This is a genomic window from Thalassotalea euphylliae, assembly GCF_042682785.1.
In the GTDB taxonomy this organism is placed as follows: Bacteria; Pseudomonadota; Gammaproteobacteria; order Enterobacterales; family Alteromonadaceae; genus Thalassotalea_F; species Thalassotalea_F euphylliae.
Genome location: NZ_JBHUIB010000012.1, coordinates 605463 through 617879, shown reverse-complemented (window position 1 = coordinate 617879; position 12417 = coordinate 605463). Strand labels below are relative to the sequence as shown.

The 12417-nt window shown below is 42.2% G+C and carries 10 protein-coding genes; 6 read left to right on the top strand and 4 right to left on the bottom strand.

Translation table 11 applies throughout. The features are described from left to right. Positions 1-63: 63 nt before the first annotated feature. The 5 genes from ACFSJY_RS17155 to ACFSJY_RS17135 all read left to right on the top strand — a co-directional run bounded on the left by ACFSJY_RS17155 (position 64) and on the right by ACFSJY_RS17135 (position 3283). A complete protein-coding gene (locus ACFSJY_RS17155; protein ID WP_386037141.1) occupies positions 64-318 on the top strand; it encodes a hypothetical protein in 255 nt (84 codons plus the stop codon). 342 nt (positions 319-660) lie between these two features. Continuing rightward, entirely contained in the window at positions 661-1548 is an 888-nt protein-coding gene (locus tag ACFSJY_RS17150) for a LysR family transcriptional regulator (RefSeq protein WP_386038442.1), read from the top strand. 145 nt (positions 1549-1693) lie between these two features. Next, the gene (locus ACFSJY_RS17145; RefSeq protein ID WP_386037138.1) at positions 1694-2215 is read left to right on the top strand and encodes a hypothetical protein; all 522 of its coding nucleotides are present in this window, start codon (positions 1694-1696) and stop codon (positions 2213-2215) included. A 22-nt stretch (positions 2216-2237) separates the two neighbouring features. Beyond that, positions 2238-2366, top strand: coding sequence for a hypothetical protein (locus ACFSJY_RS17140; RefSeq protein WP_386037135.1), 129 nt, complete (start codon positions 2238-2240; stop codon positions 2364-2366). A gap of 191 nt (positions 2367-2557) precedes the next feature. Next, positions 2558-3283 carry a YebC/PmpR family DNA-binding transcriptional regulator gene (locus ACFSJY_RS17135; protein ID WP_386037132.1) on the top strand — a complete coding sequence of 242 codons (726 nt, stop codon included), beginning with the start codon at positions 2558-2560 and terminating at the stop codon, positions 3281-3283. A gap of 58 nt (positions 3284-3341) precedes the next feature. Here the strand turns inward: ACFSJY_RS17135 and ACFSJY_RS17130 are convergent, their stop codons facing one another. Together ACFSJY_RS17130 and ACFSJY_RS17125 are read right to left on the bottom strand one after the other, a co-directional pair. Then, complete coding sequence (locus tag ACFSJY_RS17130; protein ID WP_386037129.1) at positions 3342-4334, bottom strand: acyltransferase; 993 nt, start codon at positions 4332-4334, stop codon at positions 3342-3344. 26 nt (positions 4335-4360) lie between these two features. Further along, positions 4361-6853 carry an EAL domain-containing protein gene (locus ACFSJY_RS17125; protein ID WP_386037126.1) on the bottom strand — a complete coding sequence of 831 codons (2493 nt, stop codon included), beginning with the start codon at positions 6851-6853 and terminating at the stop codon, positions 4361-4363. A gap of 287 nt (positions 6854-7140) precedes the next feature. Between ACFSJY_RS17125 and ACFSJY_RS17120 the strand changes: the two genes are divergently transcribed. Beyond that, a complete protein-coding gene (locus ACFSJY_RS17120; RefSeq protein WP_386037123.1) occupies positions 7141-8163 on the top strand; it encodes a LacI family DNA-binding transcriptional regulator in 1023 nt (340 codons plus the stop codon). Positions 8164-8215: 52 nt separating this feature from the next. On the opposite strand, the gene ACFSJY_RS17115 is transcribed toward ACFSJY_RS17120, so the two are convergent. Together ACFSJY_RS17115 and parC are read right to left on the bottom strand one after the other, a co-directional pair. Beyond that, entirely contained in the window at positions 8216-9679 is a 1464-nt protein-coding gene (locus ACFSJY_RS17115) for an MFS transporter (RefSeq protein WP_386037120.1), read from the bottom strand. Between the two features lie 281 nt (positions 9680-9960). After that, positions 9961-12276, bottom strand: a complete 2316-nt coding sequence (parC, locus tag ACFSJY_RS17110) for a DNA topoisomerase IV subunit A (RefSeq protein ID WP_386037117.1) — start codon at positions 12274-12276, stop codon at positions 9961-9963. Positions 12277-12417: the final 141 nt, after the last annotated feature.

Below are 12417 nucleotides of genomic sequence, written 5' to 3'. Positions count from 1 at the left end.
CGGAAGAATCTTCCATACTCCACTATACTGTTAGCAAGGCAGGCGAATGAAGGAGATGTGGACATGGCAGCGACACCATTGCAGCAACCACAACAGGAACGCAGGCATTCATCCCCAGACAGGCAGTTACTACTTTCTCGTTTAAGCATATCGCAAAAGTATTCTGTAAACAGCTTGAGCCAGTACGGCTATAACTTTGCCTTTGTGCGTGGTGCAGATAGCACTAGCTTGGCAGTGTTGACCAGTGATGGTCATGTAGCAACGGTAAACAGCCAAGGCGAAATAGACACAGACCCAAGCATCATTATTAGGCGTTAGCTTGCGGCTTCATGCGATAGGTGAATTAAATTAACCTGTCAGATGATTTCTTCTCGTTTGTCAGTTTTAGTTAGAGTTACTATTCTAAAATTGTTTTCGAAATCTCCCCCGATTTCTAAACCAATTAGACACTTACTTTATTTGTCAGGGCGCCATTGAGCGCCCTTTTTTTATGCACTGTTGCGCACACAATTGGTGCGAACGTTCCATAATGGCGCATATCAATCTTCACCTTTATAACCAAACTGCTTTTATCCCCATGTTTTTATTATAAAAAACCTCTTGGTCTAAGGTTTGCTTTGTCATGGATTGATTCCAGCATTCTTTATATAATTCATGAGTATTCAAACACCTATACGCGGTTTGCGATCATTTTGTATTGCCGCTAAATGCTTAAGTTTCAAACATGCGGCTTCTCAATTATTTTTAACGCCATCTGCCGTCAGTCATCAGATTAAGCAACTTGAAGATCAGTTAGGCACACAGCTATTCAAACGCCAAACCCGTGCTATCGAGCTCACTAGCGCGGGGAAGCAGTTTTATAATTCTGTTCATCCTATAATCACCGATTTAGAACAAACCATAGCAGACTTCACCAATAGCCAACAAAACCGAACGATTCGTATCAGCCTGCCTGAGTTTTTTGCTAGTGAGCTATTCGTACCTAAGTTAAGTGAATGGGCAGAGCTAAATCCAGACATAAACTTGCAGCTAGAAACGGTAAAATCGGGTTCTCAAACGGCTCCGTTAACAGACCTCTCGATAGTACTTGCAAACGGTAAACCCAATGGAAGCGTGGTTCACGAACTATTCCCTATTCGTTATGTACCGGCCTGTAACAAGAAACTTTATAAAAAGTGGGCCGCACAAGGCTATGACGCATTGAGTTCTGTCCCCCTGATTTTGCACCAGGCTCGTCCTTGGTCATGGCACCAATGGGCTGATAGAAACGACATTGCCGATTTCGATCCAAAGCAAATCATCCAATTTGACAGCATGTTTGGTGTCGCCAGGGCTGCCCAGCAAGGAATGGGCATCGCACTAGTGCCAATGCCAATCAGTAAAGTGTGGTTTAGTGAACAATTACTGGTGAAATTATTTGATGCTGAGCTTGTGACTAACGACAAATACTTCCTGTTACAGCATGAAAATATTGAATCGGCACCTGAGCTCACCACATTTGCAAACTGGGTGAAAGACAACTTTGCGTCAGCCCATTTAAACGAGTAAAAAGCACAAAAAATGGCGTGATGATCAATAGATAAAATTTATTCACTCATCAGGTGTTTTTTTATCGTTTGTCACCATTGCCCCCCTTCCCTAAAGTTAACAGCGTCATCATTTGATGGCGTTTTTTAATTTTTGGAGAAATAAAATGAAGTCATTACTTAAAAAAGTACCAGTGCTAGCAGCGCTAATGGCCGTTAGCAGCCACGCGGTAATTGCTGACACGTCAGCACCTGCTCTAAACGGTATGAAAATAGCTGTGGTTAAAGATGCAATTGGCTCGCAAGATATTGTCGATGGCGATTACGCAGAGGGTCTAACTAAGCTAGCAAGCAGCGATGTTCAAGCATATGACAAAGCAATGGGCATTTGCGTTGCTAACATAAAGCTGAACAACTTAGATGCAGCTGACGTTGCTTGTACATCAGCCATCGAAGAAATTAGCAGCTTAAATGGCCGAGGCCGCCATGCAAAATTCTTAAAGTCCGTTGCCTATAGCAATCGCGCTATCGTTCGCTACCTATCAGAAGACAGTGAAGGTGCGCTTGAAGACTTTACCAGTGCAATGCTCATTAGTGACAACGATATTGTGAAAGACAACTTGCTTACACTAAAACGTATTCGTTTGTCGGCTGAAGAACGTATTGTTGATACTAGCTTGGCAGACTAAGCAAAGACATTAAGGAACGATTATGTTTAACAAATCCATTCAAAAGCTTTGCCAGGCGTTCGATTTTTACTGGCACCTAAAAGATATTAACTTTAGCCAGTGGGATGTTGAACAGCCAAAACAACAATTATTACAACGACAGCAAAGGTAACACTATGCATTCACAGCAGACTAATGCGATTACTGCCGATGTGGTAATCGCATTTTTTCATGCCTGTGAGCTGGAATTCCTAAGATTTGTACATTTTTACATCAGCCTAGCGCTTCGATACTAGAAAAATCCCATCAAGCACTGGTAGAATCTAGCCAGTTTACTAATCGACAACAGAAGAGAATTTTCAGATGGGTCGCGCTTTTCAAAACCGCAAAGAATCTATGGCCAAAACTGCTGGCCAAAAAACTAAAGTTTACTCTAAATACGGTAAAGCTATTTACGCTATTGCTAAAAGTGGCGGTACAGACCCTGATGGCAACTTGGCGCTTCGTAGCCTAATCGACAAAGCAAAAAAAGACCAAGTACCCACACACGTTATTGATAAAGCTATCGACAAGGCAAGCGGCGCTGGCGGTGAAGACTACGCAGAAGCGCGATATGAAGGATTTGGTCCGGGTAACTGTATGGTCATTATCGACTGTTTAACCGATAACGGTAATCGTACTATTAAAGATGTTCGCCAGTGTTTTACTAAAACTAATTCAAAAATTGGTTCTACTGGCACAGTGTCGCATATGTTCGACCATCAAGCTGTGTTTGCCTTTAAAGGTGACGATGATGAAGTAGTGCTTGAAAACCTGATGATGGCCGACATTGACGTAACTGACGTTGAATTAGAAGACGGGATCGTAACAGTATACGCACCACACACTGAATTCTTCAAAATCAAAACAGCATTTGCCGATACTATGCCAGAGTATGACTTAGAAGTAGAAGAAATTACTTGGGTACCACAAACCTATACTGAGGTTGCAGGCGAAGAAGACGTAGCTAACTTCGACAAATTTATTGCCATGCTTGAAGACTGTGATGATGTGCAAAACATTTATCACAATGCTGATGTTGTTCGATAATTACGATTATTGTTAGCATCGTTAAATTAAAAGGGAGCCTAGGCTCCCTTTTTAGTGACTAACTTCCAACTAAATATCGACTTTTTTTGCCAAACACTTTCTGAATCGCATTTATTATAAATACACAAAGCAATAGCACAAAAATAGCCATTACCGAGTAACTCAGTATATCGCCACTAACCTTCCCACCCGACAGTTTGTCATACCCCATTTTCATGCCTGTTAATACATAAGAATGAATAAAGAAAACACCAAAACTTGTGTCTGCGATATTGCTGACAAATTTTGATGTTAGTTTATCGTTTACTTTAAAAAGTAAGCCAATAAAGAAGAAGCACATTGATGTTTTTTGCAGATAATTCCAGTATGTCATCGTTGCATCAGTCGTTGAAAATTCGACAAAAGCAAATAAACAAACAAGTGCACCAAACAACAAAATAGTCTTAGTTTGCCCAAGTATAGGATTAAGTGCTTCCTTGTACCGACTTGCATACATACCCAAAATATACACAGAGAAAAAATGGATGAAACTTTGGTGAGGTAATCCTCTAGCAACAAAACATGAAGTCACAATAGCCAAAGGAATAAGCCAATACAGTTTGCCAGATTTATCACCTTTGACTAGTAGAGGGGCAACTAAATAAAACAAGGTAATCATAGGCACAAACCAGAGTGGTGCTAAATGAATGCCGGTTACATAGAAAAGAATGACCTGCAGCCATTCTGGGTTGTCATAAAAGCCCTGCCACGCAGTTTCACGCACCATAATGGCAACAAATATAACGATCGCAGGTATCGATATCAGCAGATATGGAACAATGACATTTTTAAGCTTAGAGAGGTAATATTTCTTGGTACTGTATTTTGTTGTTAAGTGCTGAAATAGGTAGCCCGCGATAAATACAAACAAGGTACTGCCATTGGATATAAGAATCCTAAGGACTCTTTCTATATCTGAGCCAGCAGGCCATGCAAACGCATCGATAGTATGACCCGCGACAATGAAAAATATCGCTATCGCTCTGAAGTAGTGAATATAACCTAAAAACAAATCTGTCTCCTGTAAATATTATTCCTTTAATTGGCCTTAGGAATAAACTCTCCCTCTAGTGGTCCCGGCCCGCGACCATATCTTTCTGTACCCAGCCAGGCAATGTACTCTGCATGAGGCATCGGCTTGGCGTAATAGAAGCCTTGGCCAATATCACACCCAAATCCTCGCAATGTATCTTCATCTTCTTGACTGTTTATCCCTTCTGCCACGACATCCAACCCAAGACCTTTGGCCATTCGAACAGTTGTTTCAGCAATCGTCATTCGTTTTTTGTCACTGTTGACACCTTCGACAAATTGCCTATCTACTTTAAGCTCTTGAAATGGCAGTTTTGTGATATAGGCTAACGAAGAATAACCGGTACCGAAGTCATCAATGCTAATGGTAAGCCCTAGATTGCTGAGCCTCTCAATGACCTCTAGAGCAAAATCATTATCGGTAATCGTAGCAGATTCGGTTAACTCGAGGGCAACTCGGTTAGCTGGCAATTCTGCAGCTTCCAGCGACTGCTCAATAAATTCATAAAAACCTTCCGACATAATATCTTTACCACTAACATTAATTGACACGACATGGTTTTTATAGCCGCTTTCCAGTATCGCTTTGTGCTGTGTAAAACTCCTTTTCACCACCCAACGAGTGAGTTTATTGATCAACCCCATATCTTCGGCTATGGGAATGAAGACAGCTGGAGAAATAGCTCCTTCCTTTTGATGCGTCCAACGCAATAAACATTCACTGCCACACACGCGCATAGTTTTCAGATCAATCTGAGGCTGATGAAACAACTCAAAATCATCCTTTTCTATCGCTGTGTTCATATCAGCAGCCAGTTGCAAACGGTAACCGGCTTGATCTGACTGATGCTCAGCGAACTCTGCCCAACGAGCATGGCTGAGTTCGGCATCAGTCATGGCAAGTTGCGCTCGATTCAACAATACGTAGGCCTCTGCACCATGCTCAGGATAATGTGACACACCAACTATCGACTTTAATGGAATATCGAGACCTTCAATGCTGTAAGCTTCTTCAACCAAAATATTGATAGAAGATATTAAGGTTTCTAACGGTTGTTGCGCCTTTCGGTGATCAATAAGGATACCCAATGATTTTCCGCCAATCAGTGCGATTTTTTCACCATTTCTGCCGATTTCAATGACCGCGTCGTTGTATACAAACAATGGCGCAAGTTTCTTATACATTCTTTTGAAGAGTGCACGATTCATTGCATCATTCACATAAAGAGAAATACGTTCGATGTGCTCTGGCTTAATGACTAAAACGCTGAGTTGCTTACACCCACTGTCAATTTTCTCATTTATGGCTTTTTCGAGCATAATTTTTCGAGGGATTGACGTTACCCTGTCGTAGCTTATTTCATTGACTCGATCAATTTCGTGGCGTCTCATACGCTCAGCCAGTGCAAATGCCATTAAGGCGATTTCAATAATCACCGCGATAAGAAAAGCATTGCGAGTCAAGAACGAATACTCAATATGATTCAGTAACACTAGCGGTTGAACTGCAGCTCCTATCAATAAAGGGATCCAGGAAAGGAAATAAAATTTTGCCCATGCAAACTGCTTTTTAATCCGTTTGATGACCAAGAACAAACTGAAAAGGTAAAAAACGGGCGGAATACTGAAAAATATTTTAGCTTGTAAGGCGTGAGAAAGTGGCTGAGTTGAAAAGCTCATTGCAATAAGTATCACAACAGTGGCCGTACTAATTTTGTATATTGTCCCTTTAGGCTCATCGTATTTTAAGAAAAATACCGTAAACAGGAGCAAGCTTGAAATCAGGTAATAGTGAAAAAACAGAGAATAACTATTAATCCAGTTTTGTACTGTTACGGGAAATAGCACATAACCGAAGCCATTGACACTGGACAATACCACAAACGAAGAAATGAGGTAGCTAAGGTAAGCTAAATAGACCTTGTCTTTGATAGCGATATAGATAACTAAGTTATAAAGCGCCATCACGACAAAAATACCAATAACGACACCGAACAACAAACGTGTTTGCGACTTTTTAGTGTCAAACTGTTTGTCACTATACCACGTCAGGGCTATATACGGTGGCCCTCCGGTCTCTAGATACAGCAAATATTCTGATGAGGCTAATTCGGCAATCTCAACATTGAGCACAGGAAAAGCGGAATGATAATCTACCGAATTTTTGACGTCATTAAACACGCCATTGGTTGCCTGGTAGACGTTTACTCGCGTTAACATTGTGTTATCAATATGCAAGGTTAGCTGCTGAGAGACGAACTCTTTATTCGTGATCGTAAACTTAACCCAATAACCTATCGTGTCGAGCGAGAACGGAATATCTTCAGGTTCAACCGCTTTGAATGCATTTAAGTTTCTTGTTACAACATCAGCACTAAATTGCCCCTGATCGTCCAATAAGTAAGATGTTGTTATTTTCACACTATCACTGATGTCCGACGCAAACAGCGCGTTTTTTTCTGTGGCATGAAGATAGACGACATAGCAAAACGCAATCATGATGGCACTCAATATAGAGAGCGCTGTCGTTCTCCGGGTATGTTGAAATAAACGCACATGGCTGGACATAAAACTTACAACGTCGCTATGTTAAGGAAAGGGAACAGTATCAGCGCTATTTTAGTGATTCGCAGAGCCGAAATAAAGCTGTGTTCAAATCGCTTGTTAATAATACATCCTCATGTGTAATTATTCGGTTTTTTATTACAATAAATATTAGTCATAATATGTACTTAATGCTGCCTTCACGGTAGTATTTTTTCATGCAAGCTAAATAGGTCGTATTTGTGAAGTCTAAACCTACTTCTTTTGACATCGCGTATCGTGCAGGTGTATCGCAATCAACGGTATCTAGGGCTTTACGTAACAGTTCTTTGGTGAATGAAGAAACTCGCTTGAAAGTGCAGGCGATTGCTAAAGAACTTAATTACAAAGTCGATAAAAATGCCAGTAACTTGCGTTCTCAGCAAAGCAGTACCATTGCATTACTGCTATTCGAAGACCCTACCAATGATGATTCTTCCATCAACCCTTTCTTTTTGTCCATGTTAGGCAGTATAACCAAGGCGTGTTCTGATAAAGGCTACGACTTATTGGTGTCATTCCAACAAATGAATGACGACTGGCATGCTGAGTTTGAAGACTCAAACAAAGCAGACGGTATTATTTTGCTTGGTTATGGTGACTTTGTTGATTATGAAGAAAAACTAGAACAATTAATTGAACAGAATACGCGGTTCGTTCGTTGGGGCGCAGATGTTAAGTCACTGCCTATTGTTTCTGTAGGTTGTGATAATTTTCACGGCGGTTATCAATTGACTGAACACGTGATTATGAATGGTCGAAAAAAGTTTGCCTTTATTGGTGAAGCTTCAAGTCATGCACCTGAATTTTTTGACCGTTACAAAGGACACTGTAAAGCGATAACTGACAACGAATTAACCATTAATAAGAAAGCACAATTCGATGCAATATCCACTGAAGAATCTGGATATAGTGCCGCGTTAAAGTTAATTGAAAGTGGAGAGAGTTTTGATGCATTGTTTGGCGCCAGCGACTTAATTGCTATCGGTGCGATGAGAGCCCTCCAAGACAACAATATTAAAGTGCCAGAGGAAGTTGCCGTAATCGGTTTTGACGACATACCGATGGCAAGTTTCACCTTTCCACCGCTTACCACAGCCAAACAAAACACGAAACTGGCGGGTGAGTTGCTCGTCGACAGTTTAATTAAACTTATTAGTGGCGAAGAAGCCAAAACGACGCTGATGCCGACAAGCTTGATCGTCAGGAAATCGTGCGGCAGCTAACTTGCCAATAATCAAAAAAGGAGGCATTTGCCTCCTTTTTTCTTGGCTTATTTTACTGTTCCGTTTGTTCGTTATCTTTCACAAACACAACAGAGAGTGCCGCTAAGAACATTGCACCACCGGCAAGCATGATTATATTGATGGCGTGATTGTCGAAAATATTGCTCAGTATCCAACCTGATGCAATACCAGAGACTATTTGAGGTGCTGCTATGGTGAAGTTAAATATTCCCATATAAACACCTGTCTTATCCGCCGGTAATGCCCCAGCCAGAATCGCATAAGGCATTGCTAAAATTGCTGCCCAAGCCATACCAATACCGACCATGGAGCATAACAGTCCAAGCGCTCCTTGTGGCACCTCAACTTGCGTAATCAATAAGTCCACGTGAGTTAATGTAGGATCTTGGAAAAGTACAAAACTCATATAGCCTAATCCACCTGCTGCTAGGCTCAACGCATAAGTCAGTCGACGACCAAACGTGTTTGCGAGCTTAGTCAGCAACATGGCAAAAATTACCGAGAACAATGCTTGCGCTGCATACAAAATACCTACCCAATCCCCTGCACTACCTTTTGCTTTCGCAATATCGGCAGGCAATCCGCCAGCTGCGCTAATGTAAGCGGGATCAAACCACTCAACAGCAACCCCCCAAGTATGTTGAGTAATGGCAGCTGGTGTATATGTCCACATGATGAATAAAGCAAACCACGAGAAAAACTGGACCACAGCCAATTGCTTCATAATTGTTGGCATATCTTTGAATAGCTGCCAAAAGCCAGACAAGCGCTCACCCAGTGACTTCTTCGCTTGCTGCTCTTTTGCAACCACTTCTGCATCCATGCCTTTAAATGCATAGTATTGCTCTGGTGGATATTCTTTCGTACGAAGCACGGTCCACAATACCGAGCCAAGTAATACAGTGGCACCAATATAAAACGACCATATGACAGAAGGCGCAACTTCACCTTGCGCAGATATGTTGTCTAAACCAATCACGTTAGTCAGGAAAAACGGCAATATGGACCCAATAACGGCACCAATGTTTATCAACAATGTTTGCACTGAGTAACCGAGGTTTCGTTGCTCAGCAGGCACCATATCAGATACTAAAGAACGGAAAGGCTGGAAGGTTACGTTAAACGCCGCATCTTTGATGGCAAAAATAAAGAGGCCAAAAATCATAGGTGGTATAAACGCGACCACCATAGAGGCATTGGGCAAAAGAGCCATCGCCATTGCTGCGACTATCGCGCCACCAAGAATAAACGGCAATCTACGCCCCATACCGTTCCAGGTTTTATCTGATGCCGCGCCAACAATTGGCTGAACGATGAGGCCCATAATTGGCGCCGCTAACCAAAAGAGTGAAAGCGAGGAAAGGTCTGCCCCCAAGTCTGACAAAATACGGCTAACGTTACCGTTTTGTAGTGCGAAGCCTATTTGCACCCCGAGAAAACCAAAACTGACATTCCAAATCTGCCAGAAACTAAGCTGTGGTTTCTTTGTATTCATTGCATTTCCCAGTTGATGTAATTGTTATAAGAGTTTGAGACTTGCTGTAAACGCGCTAAGCAGCGAGAACCGTTGCCTTTACGTTAGCATTAGATCGAAAAAAAGCACACTCGCTTTCGCTAGTGTGCCCAAAAACGTGTGAACTATACAAATACACTATTAACAAAAGTAACCAAGGGAACAGGTTACGATGTCAGCTTAACAGCATGTCTATATCATCACCTTCATAGTACAGTTTGCCACTAAGCAGTGGCAATTAACTGCATACGTATTCAGTTTGCTTACTCTTCTGACGCCTCTACATCTGCTGATTCTGTCGTAACATCCACATCGTCAGAAACTGGTACAGCAGACTCAATTTCAATACGATCAACCCGCTGCAGCCCTCTTGGCAGCTTATTACCCCGTCGGCCACGTTCACCACGGTAATGCTCAATATCATTTGCTTTTAACGTCAATTTTCTGCGACCAGCATGCAACGTTATCGAGTCCGTAGGCAAAATAACTTCAAGTAAAGTGACGTATTCTTCACGAGCTTTAGCACGAGCCGACGCAATATTGATGATTTTGTTACCTTTACCTTTGCTTAATTCCGGTAAATCAGCAACTGGGAACACCAGCATACGCCCTTCCGTCGTGATAGCTAAGCACAAGCTCTCTTCTTCAATAACCGGCTTAGGCATCATCACTTTAGCATTTGCAGGTAAACTCAATAACGCTTTACCGTTCTTATTTCGGCTTACCATATCGGCAAATTTACCAACAAAACCATACCCAGCATCCGAGCTAAGTAAATACTTACTTTCATCATCAGCCATAACAACTTGTGTAAAAGTTTCACCGGCAGAAAGATTGAAACGTCCGGTTAGTGGCTCTCCTTGGCTACGCGCTGTCGGCAAGCTATGCGCATCTGTGGTATATGCTCGGCCGGTAGAGTCAACGAACACAACAGGTCTATTGCTACGACCTTTGGCAGCGCATAGATACGTATCACCCGCTTTATAACTCATCTGTGCAGGCTCAATGTCATGACCTTTGGCACAGCGTGCCCAACCTTTTTCAGAAACAACAACCGTTACAGGTTCGCTTGGCACGAGATCTTTTTCTGATAACGCTTTTGATTCACCACGCTCAACCAGTTTACTGCGGCGGTCGTCACCATATAGCTCTGCCGCAGCAAGAATTTCTTTCTTAAGCAACGTATTCATACGCGCTTTTGAATTGAGCGTTTTTTCTAACTGTTCACGCTCTTTGTTTAACTCGTCTTGTTCACCACGAATCTTAATTTCTTCCAGCTTAGCTAACTGGCGAAGCTTTATTTCAAGAATTGCGTTCGCTTGAATCTCAGATAAGTTAAAGCGAGACATTAACTCTGCTTTCGCATCGTCATAGGTTCGAATAATCTCGATCACTTCATCAATGTTGAGATAAGCAACCAATAAACCATCTAAGATATGAAGACGAGCAAGTACTTTGTCTAATCGGTATTGCAATCGTCTGCGCGTTGTTTCGCGCCTGAACTCTAACCACTCTGCTAAAATATCTCGTAGGTTCTTTACTGCTGGCTTGTTGTCTAAGCCAATCATATTGAGGTTTACGCGATAATTCTTCTCTAGATCGGTTGTTGCAAATAAGTGCTGCATCAATTGTTCAACATCAACGCGATTTGAGCGAGGTACCACAACGAGGCGAATGGGGTTTTCATGGTCCGATTCATCACGTAAATCCACTACCATAGGCAGTTTTTTCGCCTGCATTTGCTGTGCTATTTGCTCTAAGACTTTCGCACCAGATGCTTGGTGAGGTAATGCTGTAATAACAATTTCACCATGTTCCATCTCATACACAGCTCGCATTTTGATTGACCCACGGCCAGTTTGATAGATTTTGGTGATTTCATCTTTCGGCGTGATGATTTCTGCGTCTGTCGGATAGTCAGGCCCTTGAACGTGTTCAAGTACCTCTTCTAAATCAGCCTTCGGTTTTTCAATGAGGGTAACGCAGGCATTAGCAACCTCTCGCACATTATGTGGCGGAATATCTGTTGCCATACCAACAGCGATACCAGTGATACCATTGAGCAGAATATGTGGTAAACGAGCTGGAAGCGTTTTCGGCTCTTTCATGGTCCCGTCGAAGTTAGGGATCCAATCAACAGTACCTTGCCCAAGTTCAGAAAGCAGCACTTCACTAAATTTAGACAGGCGTGCTTCCGTATATCGCATAGCAGCAAACGATTTAGGGTCGTCGGGCGCGCCCCAGTTCCCTTGGCCATCGACTAATGGATAGCGATAAGAGAATGGTTGAGCCATTAACACCATGGCTTCATAACAGGCAGAATCACCATGTGGGTGGAACTTACCTAGTACGTCACCCACGGTACGTGCTGATTTTTTGTATTTAGCAACCGCTGATAAACCAAGTTCAGACATTGCATAGACAATACGTCTTTGTACTGGTTTTAGCCCGTCACCTATGTGAGGTAGAGCACGATCCATGATGACATACATGGAGTAATTTAGATAAGCTTCTTCGGTAAAGCGTCTTAGCGGAACTTGTTCGACACCGTCAAGACTATACTCGAGCACATCAGACATGAAAATTCTTTCCTAATGTTACTGTTTGCTGCTGTGCTTAATCGCATTTAATGATGGTATCAATGCCATTAAGCCTATTGTTATTATTCACGAGAGTGGATCTGGAGATCCGATGTGATGATCACCCCTAGCTTAGCCGAT

Excerpts from the sequence above, each read along its gene's own strand:
- ACFSJY_RS17155 (WP_386037141.1), top strand. The coding sequence starts at position 64 with ATGGCAGCGACACCATTGCAGCAACCACAACAGGAACGCAGGCATTCA.
- ACFSJY_RS17145 (WP_386037138.1), top strand. The coding sequence starts at position 1,694 with ATGAAGTCATTACTTAAAAAAGTACCAGTGCTAGCAGCGCTAATGGCC.
- ACFSJY_RS17140 (WP_386037135.1), top strand. The coding sequence starts at position 2,238 with ATGTTTAACAAATCCATTCAAAAGCTTTGCCAGGCGTTCGATTTTTAC.
- ACFSJY_RS17135 (WP_386037132.1), top strand. The coding sequence starts at position 2,558 with ATGGGTCGCGCTTTTCAAAACCGCAAAGAATCTATGGCCAAAACTGCT.
- ACFSJY_RS17125 (WP_386037126.1), bottom strand. The coding sequence starts at position 6,853 with ATGATTGCGTTTTGCTATGTCGTCTATCTTCATGCCACAGAAAAAAAC.
- ACFSJY_RS17115 (WP_386037120.1), bottom strand. The coding sequence starts at position 9,679 with ATGAATACAAAGAAACCACAGCTTAGTTTCTGGCAGATTTGGAATGTC.
- parC (WP_386037117.1), bottom strand. The coding sequence starts at position 12,276 with ATGTCTGATGTGCTCGAGTATAGTCTTGACGGTGTCGAACAAGTTCCG.